The organism is Polaribacter sp. IC066, assembly GCF_007997085.1.
In the GTDB taxonomy this organism is placed as follows: Bacteria; Bacteroidota; Bacteroidia; order Flavobacteriales; family Flavobacteriaceae; genus Polaribacter.
In genome coordinates this window covers 63,410-80,410 of record NZ_VORR01000018.1, presented here as the reverse complement: position 1 = coordinate 80,410, position 17,001 = coordinate 63,410, and the positions used below count along the sequence as shown (strand labels likewise).

The 17,001-nt window shown below is 31.6% G+C and carries 17 protein-coding genes and 1 pseudogene; 7 read left to right on the top strand and 11 right to left on the bottom strand.

All coding sequences use genetic code 11. The annotated features are described in order from the left end of the window. Positions 1 to 155 precede the first annotated feature (155 nt). Positions 156 to 650: a hypothetical protein gene (locus ES044_RS08245; protein WP_147118138.1), complete on the bottom strand. Its 495-nt coding sequence runs from the start codon at positions 648 to 650 to the stop codon at positions 156 to 158. Between the two features lie 488 nt (positions 651 to 1,138). Next, positions 1,139 to 1,345, bottom strand: coding sequence for a hypothetical protein (locus ES044_RS08240; RefSeq protein WP_147118139.1), 207 nt, complete (start codon positions 1,343 to 1,345; stop codon positions 1,139 to 1,141). A gap of 236 nt (positions 1,346 to 1,581) precedes the next feature. Here ES044_RS08240 and ES044_RS08235 point away from each other — a divergent pair, with 236 nt between their 5' ends. Both ES044_RS08235 and ES044_RS08225 read left to right on the top strand, forming a co-directional pair. Beyond that, positions 1,582 to 1,968, top strand: coding sequence for a nucleoside triphosphate pyrophosphohydrolase family protein (locus tag ES044_RS08235; RefSeq protein ID WP_147118140.1), 387 nt, complete (start codon positions 1,582 to 1,584; stop codon positions 1,966 to 1,968). A 1,120-nt stretch (positions 1,969 to 3,088) separates the two neighbouring features. Beyond that, positions 3,089 to 3,373 carry a helix-turn-helix domain-containing protein gene (locus tag ES044_RS08225; protein ID WP_147118141.1) on the top strand — a complete coding sequence of 95 codons (285 nt, stop codon included), beginning with the start codon at positions 3,089 to 3,091 and terminating at the stop codon, positions 3,371 to 3,373. Between the two features lie 186 nt (positions 3,374 to 3,559). Here the strand turns inward: ES044_RS08225 and ES044_RS08220 are convergent, their stop codons facing one another. From ES044_RS08220 to ES044_RS08205, 4 genes are read right to left on the bottom strand one after another with little or no spacing between them, the layout of a single operon-like run. After that, positions 3,560 to 3,958 carry a nuclear transport factor 2 family protein gene (locus tag ES044_RS08220; RefSeq protein WP_147118142.1) on the bottom strand — a complete coding sequence of 133 codons (399 nt, stop codon included), beginning with the start codon at positions 3,956 to 3,958 and terminating at the stop codon, positions 3,560 to 3,562. 12 nt (positions 3,959 to 3,970) lie between these two features. Continuing rightward, positions 3,971 to 4,672, bottom strand: a complete 702-nt coding sequence (locus ES044_RS08215) for an N-formylglutamate amidohydrolase (RefSeq protein WP_147118143.1) — start codon at positions 4,670 to 4,672, stop codon at positions 3,971 to 3,973. Continuing rightward, positions 4,669 to 5,895, bottom strand: a complete 1,227-nt coding sequence (locus ES044_RS08210; protein WP_147118144.1) for a glutamate-cysteine ligase family protein — start codon at positions 5,893 to 5,895, stop codon at positions 4,669 to 4,671. Before ES044_RS08210 ends, ES044_RS08215 begins: the two co-directional genes overlap by 4 nt. Positions 5,896 to 5,897: 2 nt before the next feature. Then, positions 5,898 to 7,343: a RimK family protein gene (locus ES044_RS08205; protein ID WP_147118145.1), complete on the bottom strand. Its 1,446-nt coding sequence runs from the start codon at positions 7,341 to 7,343 to the stop codon at positions 5,898 to 5,900. Between the two features lie 890 nt (positions 7,344 to 8,233). On the opposite strand from ES044_RS08205, the gene ES044_RS19240 reads away from it, so the two are divergent. After that, positions 8,234 to 8,356: a hypothetical protein gene (locus ES044_RS19240; protein ID WP_262713731.1), complete on the top strand. Its 123-nt coding sequence runs from the start codon at positions 8,234 to 8,236 to the stop codon at positions 8,354 to 8,356. Positions 8,357 to 8,387: 31 nt separating this feature from the next. After that, the gene (locus ES044_RS08200; protein ID WP_147118146.1) at positions 8,388 to 9,146 is read left to right on the top strand and encodes a hypothetical protein; all 759 of its coding nucleotides are present in this window, start codon (positions 8,388 to 8,390) and stop codon (positions 9,144 to 9,146) included. 368 nt (positions 9,147 to 9,514) lie between these two features. Here the strand turns inward: ES044_RS08200 and ES044_RS08195 are convergent, their stop codons facing one another. The 5 genes and pseudogenes from ES044_RS08195 to ES044_RS08175 all read right to left on the bottom strand — a co-directional run bounded on the left by ES044_RS08195 (position 9,515) and on the right by ES044_RS08175 (position 15,112). Continuing rightward, a complete protein-coding gene (locus ES044_RS08195) occupies positions 9,515 to 9,943 on the bottom strand; it encodes a hypothetical protein (RefSeq protein WP_147187008.1) in 429 nt (142 codons plus the stop codon). Positions 9,944 to 10,277: 334 nt separating this feature from the next. After that, positions 10,278 to 11,849 carry a sialate O-acetylesterase gene (locus ES044_RS08190; protein WP_147118148.1) on the bottom strand — a complete coding sequence of 524 codons (1,572 nt, stop codon included), beginning with the start codon at positions 11,847 to 11,849 and terminating at the stop codon, positions 10,278 to 10,280. Between the two features lie 352 nt (positions 11,850 to 12,201). Continuing rightward, positions 12,202 to 13,428: pseudogene (locus ES044_RS08185) on the bottom strand (IS3 family transposase). A gap of 82 nt (positions 13,429 to 13,510) precedes the next feature. Then, complete coding sequence (locus ES044_RS08180; protein WP_147118149.1) at positions 13,511 to 13,729, bottom strand: hypothetical protein; 219 nt, start codon at positions 13,727 to 13,729, stop codon at positions 13,511 to 13,513. 324 nt (positions 13,730 to 14,053) lie between these two features. Next, positions 14,054 to 15,112, bottom strand: a complete 1,059-nt coding sequence (locus ES044_RS08175; RefSeq protein WP_147187006.1) for a branched-chain amino acid aminotransferase — start codon at positions 15,110 to 15,112, stop codon at positions 14,054 to 14,056. Between the two features lie 118 nt (positions 15,113 to 15,230). Here ES044_RS08175 and ES044_RS08170 point away from each other — a divergent pair, with 118 nt between their 5' ends. The 3 genes from ES044_RS08170 to ES044_RS19235 all read left to right on the top strand — a co-directional run bounded on the left by ES044_RS08170 (position 15,231) and on the right by ES044_RS19235 (position 16,994). Beyond that, on the top strand, positions 15,231 to 15,737 hold the full coding sequence (locus ES044_RS08170; RefSeq protein WP_147118151.1) for a DUF4920 domain-containing protein: 507 nt from the start codon (positions 15,231 to 15,233) through the stop codon (positions 15,735 to 15,737). Between the two features lie 87 nt (positions 15,738 to 15,824). Further along, entirely contained in the window at positions 15,825 to 16,496 is a 672-nt protein-coding gene (mnmD, locus tag ES044_RS08165; RefSeq protein WP_147118152.1) for a tRNA (5-methylaminomethyl-2-thiouridine)(34)-methyltransferase MnmD, read from the top strand. Between the two features lie 366 nt (positions 16,497 to 16,862). Then, positions 16,863 to 16,994, top strand: a complete 132-nt coding sequence (locus ES044_RS19235) for a hypothetical protein (RefSeq protein ID WP_262713730.1) — start codon at positions 16,863 to 16,865, stop codon at positions 16,992 to 16,994. The last annotated feature ends 7 nt before the right edge of the window (positions 16,995 to 17,001 follow it).

Below are 17,001 nucleotides of genomic sequence, written 5' to 3'. Positions count from 1 at the left end.
GAATCAAAGAGGTAGAAAATAAACTAAATAACAGACCTAGGAAAAGGTATAAATTTGAAAATCCTATATTTGTTATGGAACAATTATTATTTAAACAGAATGTTGCTTTTGTGACTTGAATTCAGCAATAATTGTCTTCATATTTTTTTTTTTAATTAATAATTAAATCTCATTGAAAAGGCTAGTGATGTATTAGATCCTTCTAAAAAAGGTTTCGTTAATTCTAGCCCAAGAACAAAAGAATTACTAATAAAATAACTAACAGCTCCTCCAGCGGCAAAATAAAATTCTACATCAGAATCTAGATCACTTTCTATCGCAAAGTATCCAACTCCTGCAGTAGGAGCAAATTGTAATCCTTTTGCTAGTGCCAAATCATACTTTAATAGAACATCAAAGCTATATCCGTAATCAATTAAATCTAACATCGCTTCTGAAGGTTGTAGGTAACTTAATTGCACCATCCAGCCAAGTCCTAAACCCGAGGAGTAAAAATCTTGACTGGCAACTAAACCAATCCCAAAATCAAATCCTTCGGATAAAGTAGATGCGGTATAGGATATACCAAAACTCTCTTCTGCAATAGTTGTAGATTGCGCATTTGTCTGTAGGTAAAAAACACCTAATAAAATAAATAATAATTTTTTCATATAATTCATGTTTGATTAATAATAAATCAAAAGTATATATGAATGGTGTTTTTTAGAATGCCTACAAATAAGTAAATTGATACTTACCTATAATCTTATGGGTAAAATTTAGGAGGATTTTGTTAGGTTTTGGAGGGTTTTTTTCTTGCCTAGAAAAAGCTATGTTTGTTTAGTAGTGACCGATTAAAAATAGTTAAGCTTCATAAGTTGTTTAAAATTAAGAGATTTCATTGTTTTTTAAAATGATACCTTTTTTTTGAATTAATTTTAAAATAAAAAACTTGTCCTTGTCTTTATTATTTTGAGTTAGTTATAATCAAGTTTTGTTTCCCTAACTGCCGGCAGGTAGGTTCCAAAAGCGAAGTGTCTTGTTTCTTTAGTGAATAATAATTCACGACAAAGCCACAAATAATTTAGAGTAAAATTATTTTAAGTACTTTGCTAAAAGTGTTTTTTTAAATAATAAGTGCAGTAGAAAAAATATAAGGTTAGTTGCCAAATATAAAACGGATTGCAATAAAAATACCGATAATTATTGCGCCATAAATACTTACCTTTATACCGGCGTCTTTATAATAGCGTTTATGGTTTTTAAGGTCTTTTTTATAACTCCAAACAATTAACGAACCAAAAGCAAGCACAAAAAAGATCATGAAAATAATTCTTCCTGTAGTAAAATAGGCACCTAAAAACATTCTTTTTATTCTTTATAAGTTTTAAACTATTAGATTTTATGACGTTTTAATGTTCATAAAGATTCTCTATATTGTCGGTTACAAAATTACGAATAAAAGTAAGAATAGCATTTGTAATTGAAGACAGATATCCATGTTAATTAGTTAAAAATATAAAAAGTTAGCGCTTTTAATACATCTAATTTCAATTTGTTATCTGAAATGGCTCTAAAATAAGCTAAAACTTAAACAAAAATATGAAAAACAAAATAGCAGCAGTAACCAAATTTCACACAGCTTTTAAAATAAACATGAATCACAAACCAATTGTAGCGATTGGTGAGGACAGAAAAAAATTACGATTTGAGTTGATGAAAGAAGAAAACGAAGAGTATTTAGAAGCTGCTAATAAGAACGATTTAGTAGAAGTTGCAGATGCTTTAGGAGATATGCTTTATATTTTATGCGGAACTATTATAGAGCACGGTATGCAAGATAAAATAGAAGAAGTTTTTAACGAAATTCAGCGAAGTAATATGAGTAAATTGGGTGAAGATGGCAAGCCAATTTATAGAGAGGATGGTAAAGTTTTAAAAGGACCTAATTACTTTAAACCTAATATTAGCAAGATTTTAGAAAAGTAAAATTGAAGTTATTTTGTCATTTCACATTGTATTTTTTTTAAATAAAAAGAAGTTCTCCTTTTAAAGCTTGTACAAGAGTTTCTGTGGCAAGAAGGCCGCACAACAAAGACATAAAAATAGTTGCTTTTGCATTCTTAAAAAGATAGGCTGGGTAATTCTTGCAAAGCGTGCATGCCTATAAAGTGAGCAACACGCAGGTCGTCAACTGTTTTACACCAATCTAGAACAAACCACTGCAGGCTCCATCTGTCATTCTATAAAATTTTTAAAATAGATAATTAGTAATCGCATTTAAAATAGGCAGAGCACTATGGCGAAAAAGCAACGCTTTTTTATTTAAAGTAAAAAGATAGTCTGATTGCCAATGGTCACAAAAAGTATACACTATCAGATCTTTCTATAAAAGATGCGGTTAGAGAAGTATCTAGGTTTCCGGTAATCAGTTAAATTATCCTAGCAATTCTATGATTTGCTTTTTTCTGCAATATTACCGGGTAAAATAAATACTAGTGCTTTAATGCCGATGAAATTATGAAGTACTACTAATTCAATTGTGAGAGTAATAAAAAACTAAATAACGGCAATAATTGTATTAAGAGAGAAAGGTTTGATACGAACTCTATTCTTGTTTAAATAATTCAGGTATTTAAAAACGAATTGGGATTGTAACAACTAAATATTTGGTCAAAAAGATGCTTTGATTGAAACGAATAAAATTTGTTACTTAAAAAAAATCCACAAAACTTAATATAATTGTAACTAATTCGTTACGTTTGTTTGTTAGAGTAATTGAGAATAAAGAAGAATGTCTTGATTTTGTTGACAACCAAAACAAACGAGTTTCGTTAAAATTCTTTCAACTTATTGAAGTAATCGAAGAAATTAAAGTCAGAAACACAAACTTCCTAAAAAAGCTGAAATCCTCTCAGTTTTATGAATTGTGAATTAAAGTGGGGAATGAATATCGAGTTATACTATTTGCAATTGATCATTTAAATTTTGCTAAATGCACAAATGCCATTTGTCTTTTTGGATTTCAGAAAAAATCAACAAAAGATTATAAGAAAGTGCTGAAACAAGCCGAAAAAATTTTAGTAGAATACTTAAAAGAAAAGCAATTATGGGAAAATCAATAAATGCAAAAGAATTAATTGCAGAACGATATGGAAAAGAGGGAACTAAAGAGCGTGAGCAATTTACGGAAGGCGCGTTTTCATATTATTTTGGAGAAATAATTAGAAATCGTAGAAAAGAGTTACATATGAGTCAAGAAAATTTAGCTCAAAAAGTTGGAAAAAAAAGACCCTATATTTCACGAATTGAAAATGGGGAAGATATTCGGCTGTCCAATTTTGCCTTGCTTGCAAATGCTTTAGGTTTATCAATACGATTAACCCCTGAATAATTTAAGAAAGTACAACACCACACAAAATTAATCGCTTTGTTTTTGCTTATTGAGAAAAGTTCTCGAGGACCTTCTACCTATCCATTTATTTAGTGCTTAAACACAGCAACTAAACTTGTAAGAGCAACGCTAATTCTAGTCTACAACATAGATCTTATTAGTAATTTTCCAAAGTCCACTTATTTTTTACAGTGATAAAATATCGATATAAGTGACTGTATCTACTTGCATGCTAATTTTTGCACTTGCTATTTTCTTATTTACAACATCGATATTCAAAATTACTAAAGCACAGTTTGCTAGCACTTCTTTTGATAACTTTTTTTTGGTTCCCCAAATAGGTATCAGCTCTTTAAAAAAGGCATTTTTGTATCCAGTAACGACATCATTTTCTATAACAAGAATTTTCATCGTTCCGTTTTCGATATCAAAAGCTTTATTCAGTTTGTTAAGATCTCTTTCTATATAACCATCATAATAATTTTGAATGGTGCTTTGAATTTCCTGTAAAACATTTTCTTTTTCTTGGCATATCAAAGAAAACGGGCAAATTAATAGAAAGTAGACGAGCAAATTCTTCAGCATTATTTTTATTATTTAAGTTTTAAAAATAGCATTATTTTTCAATACTTTTATGGAAGTGTACAAAGCTTTTTTAATAGCAGTATCCATCAAGTTATCAGAAGCATATTTCTGATTGATTTCTAGTTCAATACCGATATAGTTTTCAGGGAATTCTTTTCGAAGAGATGTGGTAAAACCGTCTGCTTTGCCTAAATAAGGATAATTGTACCGAACATTTAAAGTTGCGTCTTGTTGTAAAAGCGCTGTTTTCATTTGATGAGCAAAAGCCTTTTCATGAGTTAGAGAAGAATCATAGAGCAAACCAATATCACAATTTCTTTCAATCGCATTTAAAACAGGTGTAAAGGAGTGTACAGAAATATGCATCACTTTATTTCCTTGTTCGATATACTTTTGAATAATCTTTGCTACCTTGTTTCTGTACACTAAATAATAGGAGGTTATAATTTTTTCTTTTTCTGATGTAGAAAGTGATTTCGAAAATTCTGAAAACAAATTTTTATGATGCAAAGACCTATTTAATTCTATGAGCAAACGACTTGTAGTGCTATAAATTGCAAAACTGGCTAAAGGACTTACTTGATGATATACATCTAATGCACCTAAATCGAAACCTTTATGGGTTTGTAAAACTTTTTTGTTTGACAAAAATAAATGCTGCTGTGCTTCAGGAATTTCATTGCCACCATGCTCGCAGGTTATGATAAGTTTCATGGATTAAAAAGGTCATTTTTTTGCAAACAAGCTGCCAAATCGGTGTAGACTTTCTTAATATTTTCTTCAGAAAAATCAGCATCTACAGCTTTTAAAATCCTTGTTGCCAACGTGCCTTTTGATAAAATAATCTCTAAAGCTTCTTGATAAGAAACTGGTATCTGTTCTTTGACCACATTAAAAAGGTCTTGCCAGACTTCTTGAAGTGAGCATGTTTTTTCTATACCGAATAGGTTTAGATACTCTAAATTAATTATTTCAGCGTTTTCTCCTTTCTGAATAGCTTCATTTAAAATGTCAAATAAAGGTTCTTTTTCCCATTTTTTCTGATCGATGAGGCTACTTAAGTCTTCATGCACGAGTACTTTTAAAACTTCAATAATTAAGGTGCAAATGGCAATATCTGCTTTTGGGCATTCTTGAATGTCTACTAATCTTATTTCAATCGCATTTCTATCAAAGCGTGAAATGGCACCTCTTGAATTCAAAAAATGATGGTCTAAAATATGTTGGTCATCAAAAGGTTGTATGGCTTTCTGAATAGGTTCAAAAATGGTGGTATAATACTCCTTTTTAGTAAAAACGTTTTCAGGAATAACCAAACCTGTCATTTCCGGAATTTCCTTTTGATTGGTTTTGTAATACTCTAATCGGGTGTCTTTAAAACCTGTTTGTTTGCCTTCTAAAATTGGCGAGCTTGCCGATAAACCCGGAATTAAAGGTAGCAAAACGCGAATGGCAGCGTGTAGTTTTTCAAACTCTGCATCATCATAAAAAGGAAGGTTGATGTGTGTGCTTTGCACGTTGCTCCAACCATGACCTTTACAATTAAAAATACGATTGTACAGTTCATAAACTTCACTATAACTATGTTTCCATAAGGTAGTGTCTGTATTCGGATTCATTAAAGGGTGAGAAGCTGTTGGTAATAAATGCGCATCCATTTTTTGTAAAATCGCATTCATTTCTAATACGTTTTCATGAAAATGATCGGCTAAATTAATCAAATCGGTCGTGGGGCCGTTCGTTTTTATTTCGATGACGTGCGCCACCAATTCATTGCTCCAAGCAATAGCGCCATTTTCTATATCTGACGTTAAAGCACCGTTTTTAGTTGTTAAAAGTGCATCTACAATAGGTGCTACTTTTAAAGATGATTTCTGAACTACCATATATTCTAGTTCAATGCCATAGACTTCAAACAAATGATATTTTTTACCCATGGTTACTCAAGTCTTAATTTAAAAGCGTTTAAAATTTGTGTGTAAACAGCATCTCCATAAAAAGCATCTTCCACGCCAAAATCGATGTTTGGGTTGTCGTTAATTTCAATAACCATAGGTTTTTTATCAACCACTTTAATATCGATACCGTACAAACCTTTCCCCATTAATTTAGCAGATTTTAAAGCCATATTTAAAACCGCTTTCGGTACTTTGTCAATCGGTAAACAATCGGCATTACCGTCTTGGTCATGCTTCTTTTTGGCATTCCAGTTATAAATTTGCCAATGTCCTTTTGCCATATAATATTTACAGGCAAAGAAAGGTACATTGTCTAAAATTCCAATTCTCCAATCGTAATCCGAAGGGCAAAATTCTTGTGCAATAATTAACTCAGACTCTTCTAACATACTTTTTACGAGCGTTTCATATTCTTCTGGGGTCGTTGCTTTTTTAACACCAAAAGAAAAGGTAGAGTCTGGTGCTTTTAAAACACATGGCAAACCAATATTTTCTAAAACACTTGCAGTATTTTCTTTATGAACAATAATTGTTTTTGGAGTAGGAATGTTCGCGTTCTGCAAAGCCTCTGCCATATATACTTTATTACAGCATTTAAGAATCGCATCCGGATAATCTATAATAGCAATGCCTTCTTGTTGAGCTTTTCTAACAAACGTATAGGCTTCATTATGCACTTCTGTGCTTTGTCTTACAAACAAGGCATCAAAAGAAGTTAATCTGTTTAAATCTTTAGGCTCAATAATTTCTGCATAAATATTCATTTTCTCCGCAACTTCTATCAACCTTTTTAACGCTTTTGCATTGCTGGGTGGTGCAGGATCATTGGGTTGTACTAAAATTGCCAAATCAAAATCTGACTTGGTTAATTTTGGGGTGTCATATCTTTTTTTAGAAAAATACTGATTTGCAAATTCATGCACACTGTCAAAATGTTCTAAAGGTATTTCTGCCTCTGCAATGGCTTTTATACTCTGAATGTTCCATTTTGTGGTATGCTTAAATTGTACTCTTAAAAAAGGGACTTGAAAATGTTTGTAAAACAGCGTGCTTAACTCTTTGTATTTTTGAGCCACATTTTGTCCGAAATAAATACTCAACGTAAATTCTTGAGATTTTATGTTTTTTAAACTATTTTGTATTACATCGTCGAACTCATCAGAAACAATACGAACTAGTTTTAATGCTTTTAAGTCTACGATGTTTTTTACAGTAGGTATGGATATATGACCTCTGGCTTCTGCCAATAAAGAAACATAGTACCCTTTAGATTGGTAACTGTAATCTTTACAAAGATTAAATATCCGAGCTTTTTTTAGCAACGAAAACTTTGGATTGGTCAAGTATTCTTGAGAAGAAATTACTTGAATGTTTTCGATAGAAAAATTCCATTTTTCTACTTCACTAACAATAATATATTTGTTCATTTTGGCAGCATCTTACGTGCTCATATTTTGTACAAAATTATATTATTTTTATATATGTTTTACATTTGTTGAAAATATATTTTACACTAAAGAAAGGCTTATTTAGCATGGATTCATTAGGTCTATCCTAAAATTCACAAGGCATAATTAGCTCCTTCATTATCAAAACTAAAAGCTAACTTTTTCATCAGTGATTCTTTTTTCGGTTTCTATATGGAATCCATGCTCGGTAAATTGCACTTTAATTCTAGGAGTCATCGGTCATGCTTTCATATGAATGACAAGTGTTGATGTTCATAAAAGTATCTTTAGTTATCCAGTTGATATTAACTTTACTCGCTACCTAGGGCCTTGTTTCATTAAAATAGGTGCAATATAAAAATCTCCTTTATTACAAACATATATATCTTCGGTAAGATTTATTTCCGAATGATATTAATTTTTATGAATTTAAATATTAGATCGGCATTAATTGAGTTGAAACTTTTTTTTCATAAAAAAAAAGATATTTTTAACCGTTATATTCAAAATTCTTAAAAAAAAAAGGATCTTTTTAAGTGGGCTTTTTTAAAAGAATTCAGCATTCAGAAAATTAATAGTAGATGATGTTTTAATGTAAAAGGTACTTCAAAGGTAAGTGTGTCGTTATGCCTATCTGGTGGGGTTCCCAATTTCTTTTGATTTTTGTAAAAAAAAAACCATGTTAGGACTCGGAACCGAACACACCTACTGCTATTATCTAATTTAGCCATCCCTCCCGAAAAGCACATTGAATAGTTTGTTAAGTATTTTTTTTATTGATGTTTTCGGGTGATTTAAACTAGGAAAACTGTTTAAAAAGTTGTGTTTTGTAGTCATAAAAAAAGCAAAATTGACCTTAAAAAAAGCTTATGAGTAAGACACTAACAAAAAAGATACAACGCCGTTTGAGTAGCTATTTTTTATCAGATATGGCAATGACCAAGCTAGAGAGACGTTGTCTAAAAGAAATGGTTCGGCATATTAAAATCTAAAATTGTCTTTGTAAATCAATGAGCTGCATCCTTGAGAGAATCTTTAAAACTAAAAGATGTTTGCAAGCGTCTTTCATCACAATATTTAAAATGGCATTATGCACAAAAGGTTCGTGACTGCCATCTTAAATCTGTGATTTCTAGCGTTTCAAAAGACAACTTTATATTGATGGATGGTAAAGATATTGCTAAAAAGCACGCTAAATATATGGAGGGTTTAGAATTTGTAAGAAATGGAGATACTAGAGAAATCGGTTTGGGCTATAATGTTTTAAACATCAATGCCATTAGCAACTATAATGAAATAACACCTCTTTATAGCAAGGCTTACAGCTATCAAATGGGCGCATTAAGCATTAATAATGAAATAAAAAAATCTTTAAGAGATGTTAAACAGCATATAGAAGGCAAAGGCTGTTGGGTTTTTGACAGAGGAGCAGATAATACGATATTGAAAGACTTCTTTATTAGTGAATGCACACAGGCTATTATTCGCTTAAAAAAGAATATTAAGTTTTTTTACAAACAAGAAGAGTGTCAAGTAAATCAATTGGTGAAAAAAATAGATTTTTCAAGCACACAAACGGTAACCAAGATAAAGAAAAACAAGCCAGTCTTAAATCATTATGAATTGGGAGCTATATCTATAAGTTGTACTGTAAACGGAGTTATACACGCAATATGCTTCGTGGTTTCAATAAATAAAAAACATGGAAGCCTGTGTTACTTACTTGTTAAAAGCGAACTTTCCACAGCTTTAGAGGTAGCTAAATGGGCTTTTAAAGGATAGGGTCTGTGCTGGAAAATAGAAGAATATCATAGACATATAAAGCAAGAATATAAATTGGAAGATATTCAAATGAAAACCTTTGATAGGGTATAGTCTATGCTCGCTACACTCACTGCAGCTATGTTTATGATTTACAAAAAAACACATTCGTTGCATTTTAGTTTGTTGCTTGATGCAGGCTATAATTACCTCAACAAGCATACTGGTAGGGAACAGACCAACTTCATACATTTAAAATATCAAAAATAGTTTCCATCTTACTAATGCCAACAAAAATGAGGTGTAAAATACCTGAAACACCAACTGATCATAACAATGGGCAAGTAAATATAGTATTTAATTAAAACAACAGGGGATGGCTAATTTTTTTAATGGTGGTTTAGGTATGTTGATTTTTGTATTACCCACCATTGCTTTCCTTTATAACCTCTGTCTACGGTACCTGACTTTGGTGTTCTTCCTGTAAGGTTTTTTGTTTGTTCTAATACATCTTTTAAGGCATGACTATCGTATACTTTGTAGTAAAAGGCATTGTTCACTAAAGATGCTGTATTGGGTAATATGTCAGTACTAGAAATATAACATCCTGATTTTGCTGCGCCTTCAGTTTTAACAACGCTTGTATCGCTATCACTAGTTTTTGCAGGAGAAAAAAGAATCGTATTTGAACTTGGGGTCTTACCGTTTTTCGAAAATCTAAGCATTACGCCGCTGTGTTTTACATAGATTGAACCTGTAATGCTATGCGTGCCACTTTGAAGTGAGCGCGCTCCTCGTATGCCCTTTACTAATGGCATTGCCGAAACTTGATCGATCTCTGCATAAATGTGCGCCCTTTTATCTCTAGATATTGGGGATATTGTAACTTGGACAGGTACCTTTGGTATGACTGTTTCGCCAGTCTTATAGCCTGCAAAACTAAAATCAGGAATCCTGTTATCTTCTTCATTAGAAAAATAATTTAGTTAGCCGTTAGTATCTTTTTATATGATTTCTGATGTTTGAGCTTGTGTCAAACTGCAAACAACAGACAACAAAATGAAAATCATCCAATTTATTGAAAATTTTTGTACTTTATTTTCTGTCTTCATTTTCATTATTTGCTTTAATTATTTTAATAATACCCTATATTTAGTTTTTAATAACTTTTCTAATTGTTTTAGAACCTTTGTTATCTTGAACCTTTACAAAGTAAATACCTGAACTTTTTATAGCACTAAAATCTAGTGAATATGTATTCGATTTTATTTTATCAAAACTTTTTATTTCTCGTCCTACTAAACTAAAAATTTGAATGTTTTCTATTCCTGTTGGTGAAAACAGCTCTAAACGGTAACCATTAGTGCTATTTACAGGGTTTGGATATGCTTTAAACCCCATAATATCATTCTTGTTAACGGCTAACGTGGTGCTTGTTACTTTTAAAAAAGGAGCTGGATTATTTATCCTAGCATCTTCTGAATTTGTGATTCTTAACTGAACGTCATCATCTGTTGTGTCTTCTAAAACCAGCGTAATAATTTTATCCCCATTTAATTGCGCTTGTACATAACTTGTAATATCTATATTTTCAATTAGATTATAAACGTTAGAACCTGTAACCGGTGAATTAAAAGTGGTAATCAAAGCACCTTTAGTAGGTTGGTTATTCCGGGTTAATGTTTTTTCGTCCCAATCATCTGGGCCTTCAAAAACCGATACTGTAAAATTGGTTTGAGTATTATTGCCAGATAAATTAAGAAAGACATTTGACACCGAAGTATAATTTGACAGATCAAATTTTAGCCATGTTTTTCTTGTGGATCCTTCACTCGTTGTTTTTCTTACTCTTAATAAATTTCCATTTAGAACATTATTTGCCTGACTACCTCCTTGCACATGGGTATCTTCTAAAACGATAATATCAGTATTACCATTTACTTGATCAGTGAGTTCTAAATATTTTTGCGCATATCGAACACCAAACTGCCGTTGTGATTCGCTATCAAAATGCGAATTATCACCCAAGTGAAAAAGACCCGTGGAACTTGCAAAATCAACATTACTAATCGTGTTTTTAAGTTTAGAAATTATAGTGTTAATATTTTTTTTACCTTGCCATTTACGAATTTGTCCAGCAATTACGGGCAAATCTGGAATAGATAAAGCTTTTCGTAGTGCTAGAATCATGGCAGTAAAGTCCGCTGCATAGTTAGTGTTACCTTGATCTGATTCTCCTTGATGCCAAATAATACCCTTAATAGTGCCGCCAGCGGTTTGTGCGGCTAATGCTCTAGCTACTGCTTGATTAAAAAAAGTGGTTCCTTCTGCCCATTGACTTATAGAAGACCCTCCTTTTGCATTCACGACCAAACCTACTCGTTTTCCATAAGATTGTAATGTTTTGCCAAATTCCCATGATGGTCCCAATTTTTGCATAGAAAGTCCGCCCCTAATGGTTGAAAATTGATTTAAAGGATTTTCAGCCTGTTCCCAATTTGCAGAAGCATTTAAAAGGTATACATCTTCTAGAAGACCGGTATCTTGCGCCTCAATACTTGCTCTTCCTGCCATATTAGATTGCCCTATACAAAGGAATATCTCTAAGTCTGAAAACGTGTTTTGAGACATTGTTTTATTAAAGGATAACAGCAATACTAGAAATACGTATAAACCGTTTCTCTTTATAAAAAATAGAGTGTTTTTTTTTGCTTTTATTCTCATTTTTAAATCGTTAAATTAACCTTGTATGATTGTTAAGCTCTCTTTGTTTTTTTTATTTAAACACCAAGATACTCAATACATTTAGCTTTTCGGAGAATTTAGCAAATTTATTTTTTCTTTTATCAAGGCATAAATTTTTAATAATAGCCTTCGCTGCGGTTGCAAATTTTAACGCAGAAAAAAGGAAAAGCTAAAAATTCGGAACGCTAATTGTTTTGAGTATATTCTGCTTTGGAAAGACTTACTTATATCTAATTAGCTTAAAAATTTCCCTTTTCTCAAACTCAATTTTATCATTTGGCAACACAATAAATGTATTAGTGGACTATCTAGTAAATTTGTGACTATTTTCTTAAGTTATTTTTTTAATAATTCCTTTCAATTTTATTTCCATTTCTAGGGGTGAGAGATATCCTAAACTAGCATGTAATCTTGTTGTATTATACCAATGCATATAGCCTTGTATAGAGTTATATAATTGGTTATCGGAGGTGAATTTAAATCGATATAGCCATTCGTATTTGATTGTTTTAAAAAAAGCTTTTAGCTACAGCATTCCTTTTTTATTAAAAGCTGCGCTTTTGTTCTTAACACCAAATCTTTCCTTCTCATACTTTGAGTTATTTTAGGGTTAAAGTTACAGAGATTAGTCATTTTGTTTGATGCATACTGGACACCTCTATCAGAATGAAAAATAAATTTATTGCTAATACTTCTTGTTTTTCGAGCTTCAATCCAAGCTTTCATTACGGTATTTTGAGTTGTCATATCTTCACTTAAAGACCATTCAACAACTTTTCTATCAGCAAGATCTATGATGGTTGTTAAAGAACTCCAATCGTCATTCACTCGAATATAGGTGATATCAGATACCCATTTTTTTCCTAACTTCAGGCTAGAAAACTCTTTATTTAATTTATTTTTAGCAATTAAGTGTTGATGGTTAGCGTTTGTTGTAATCACAAATTTTCTTTTTAAAACACTTCTTAAACCCATTTCTTTCATTAGTAATCCTATGTAAGATTGGGAGTAAAACAGGTCTTCCCTTTCCAGTTTTTTTGAACCCTACAGCTAACATAAATTTCTCGGTTATCTTCAAAGACGATTTTAATTCTCTCTTTTAGATGTGCTGTTGGTGTTTTTAAAAACACAATGTCTTTGTTCTTCAACTAAGGGTAATCAGCGTTTTTACTAACTTTCATAGATCTACACATCTTTTCAACTGAATATATATTCACGTTTTCTAAAATGAATTGATATCTTATAAGTTGCTCTTGGAGATTTGATATTAAGAGGAGAAAATATTGTTTTCGGGTTGTTTGCTTACCGCCTTTTTTAAGATGTCACGTTCCATCGTTACATTCTTTAATTCCTTCTTTAGCGCATTCAGCTCTTGAGCTTCTAGAAATATTTCCTTCTTTTTGGAAAAATCTCCAGATTTCAATTTGTATTCTCGTTTCTAACGCCCAACCAGGCTATGGCTTAAATCATAATCCTCACTAACTTGTTTTGTTTTAATACCGGAATTTAATAGTTCGATTATCATAACTTTAAATTCATTGTCATACTTTTTTACCATAGCTCAACTATAAAATTAATAAGCTCATAAAAATCGTCACATAAAAGGTAAACACTCAAGACACTCAAGGTTAAAAATGCTTTCATTTTTGGCATTGCAAAAACAGGAGTATTCTTTTACTATAGGCTTCTCGCCCAAAATACATGAGTTCGGTATAATGTCTAATATGCGCATGTGTTAAAAAAACGCCATTAAAAAGTGTTTCTTTTTTGATATGATTTTGCTCTAATTCTGCTAATTGCGTGTGCATGTTGGGAGTGGCATCAAACAGCCACTTTTGTTGATGTTCTGCATCAACCAAACCTAAAGAGACCGCACTTTTTTTAGGTAGATTTTCATTATAATAATCAGTAAAACATTGTTTTTGACAACCAATATGTGGATACCCTCCATCTTGAGAAATTCATGAAATTGTAATATATTGTGGGTAGTCATTTTTTTTTATTTTGAATTTTAACATCATAAAAAACAAAGAAAAAAAAAGCAAAAATAAGCAGTACAAAGTTGATTTTCATGGGTGATGATTAAAGTGCTGAAACCAATTATGCAACAAAAGATACATTTTTTAAAGCAAAAAAAGCATCAATTTTAAAATTGATGCTTTTACTATTTTATAGACTAAAAATTATTTAACAAAAACCCTCCATCCGTAAGGATCTTCGGTTTTGTTCGTTTGTATGTCTGTAATTAATTTTTTTAATTGCGATGCATACGGATTCTCTAAAGTTGGCAAGGCAAAATCATTTTCTTGATATCCAAAACCAGCAATTGGCGATATAACCGCTGCCGTTCCTGCACCAAACATTTCTTTTAAACTTCCATTTTTAGCAGCTTCTACCACTTCACCAACAGAAATTTTTCTTATTTCTGTTTTCATGCCGTTATCTTCGGCAATTTGTAAAATACTTTTACGCGTTATTCCGTCTAAAATTCTATCGCTTGTTGGGCTGGTAATTAACGTATCATTAATTCTGATAAAAATATTCATAGCACCCGCTTCTTCAATAAATTGGTGTGTATTGTCATCTGTCCAGATTACTTGATTGTACCCTTTTTCCATGGCCAACTGTGTTGGATAGAATTGTGCAGCATAGTTTCCACCAGCTTTTGCAAAACCAACACCACCATTTGCAGCACGAGCGTACTTTTCTTCGATAAGAACTTTTACTTCTCCGGCAAAATAAGCACCAGAAGGAGCCGTGCAAATAATAAATTTATAAGCATCTGCTGGCGATGCATGAAAACCTTTACCAATAGCAAACATAAAAGGTCTTATATACAAAGAACTTCCTTCTTTTCTAGGAATCCAATCGCTATCAACTTCTAATAATTTTTTTAATCCTGCCATGAAAACTTCTTCAGGAATTTGCGGAATTACCAAACGTTCGGCAGATTTATTTAACCGCTTACAATTGTCTGTAGGTCTAAAAAGCATGATGTTTTCATCTGCATCTTTATATGCTTTCATTCCCTCAAAAATAGATTGTCCGTAGTGAAAAATCTTTGCAGAAGGATCTAAAGTTATTGGTGAATACGGTTTAACAACAGGTGTTTGCCATTCTCCGTTAATAAAGTCACATTCTAACATATGATCAGAATATACGCTTCCAAAAGGTAAATTGTCAAAATCTACAGAAGCAATCTTCGATTCTTTAATACGCTGAATTTCTATGTTTGTAGTCATTTTTTATGATTATTTATGGTACAAATGTACTAAATTAATGTATTCAAATCTCAAAGAAAGCATCGGATTTCTTCATAAATTTATTACTTTTGTAAGGAATGTGTTAAATAAATAGAAGATGAAAAATATAATCAAATTGTGTGTAATTGCACTACTCGTGTTTTCGGCATGTAAAAAAAATAAAGTAGAAAATTCTGAAAAGCAGAAAGTACAACAAATAGCAATGAATTTTGATGCTTTTGGGGCTGAAATTACAGCGGAAAAAGCAATGTCTTCCGATGAAATGTTGGCGAAATTTAGCAACATGAAAGTAGGTGATACAATCAATGCAAAGTTTACTTCAAAGATAAATGAAGTGTGTACCAAAAAAGGATGTTGGATGAAACTACCTGTTGGAGCGGAAGAAACAATGGTTCGTTTTAAAGATTATGGTTTTTTTATGCCTTTAGATGCTAAAGACAGAGAGGTTGTCTTAGAAGGAAAAGCCTTTGTGCAAGAAACTTCTGTAGAAGACTTGCAACATTATGCAGAAGATGCAGGAAAAACAAAAGAAGAAATTGCCATGATTACAGCGCCGAAAAAAGAGTTTGCTTTTGAAGCAAAGGGTGTGTTGTTAAAGAAATAATTTTTTTAATTAATTTTAACTGGTTTCTGTTTAATGTCATTTCGACGATAGGAGAAATCTCCATAAATAATGTTATTATTTAAATTGATGAAAAGAGAAATTCTAATAACTTCAGATGGTTCTACAACCATTCATTTACCAGATTGGGATGAGCAATATCACTCTAAACACGGAGCGATACAAGAAGCGTATCACGTTTTTATAAAAAGTGGATTAGACAAGGTATTAGAAAATAACCTGAACGAAGTCTCGATTTTAGAAATTGGATTTGGTACAGGTTTAAATGCATTTATTACCTTTTTAGAGGGTAATAAAAAAAAGATAAAAATTGAGTATGTTGGTGTAGAAGCTTATCCTGTGGTAGCCGATGAAGTAGAAAAGCTTAATTATGTTTCTGAATTAAATTCGGGAGCACAACAGGCTGTTTTTGAGGCCATGCATGATACTTCTTGGGAAGAAAAACAGGCAATTTCAGAAGTTTTTCAGCTCACAAAACGGAAACAGTTTTTTGCAGATATTACAGATGAAAATGCGTTTAATTTAATTTATTTTGATGCTTTTGGGGCTAAAAATCAACCGGAATTATGGACGGAAGAAATTTTTCAGAAAATGTTTAACGCTTTAAAAACAGATGGTGTTTTAGTTACCTATGCTGCAAAAGGAAGTGTAAGAAGAGCTATGCAAACTGTTGGTTTTACAGTTGAAAGATTAGCAGGGCCTCCAGGAAAAAGAGAAATGTTAAGAGCGATAAAGAATTAGGTGTTTCCATTTGCAGTTTTCAGTTATTAGCGGAAGTTTGTAAGTGTCACGAGTATTGATGTTTTAGGTGCGTTATTTTTTAGTGTTCTTAAAATTATTTAAAAATAGCTCGATACAATTTTGCGAAAAAGCAAAATCACTCGATGTGACATCAGGTTTACTTGAACTGCTGCTTTTTGAACTGTTATTTAAGGAATCAAAGTTCAAGTGATTTTTCAGATGAAGGAAGAAAAATTGTATTGAGAACATTTTAATAAAATTTGGTGCAATTTTAATAACCGATTATTATTCGTTAATGATAAAAAGAATATACTCTTTCTAATAGATATCAATCAAAAATCAAAAAAACAACCAACATACATAACAATGGAATTCAAAAGAAGATTTGGAAAACAGAAGGAATCAAAGCCTAAAAAAGGAATTATGTTAGTCTTGTTATTAGCATTGGCATTATTTCTTTGGTTTAAAGCAGAATCACTTTTAAGCGCAATATTTTAATTCACCT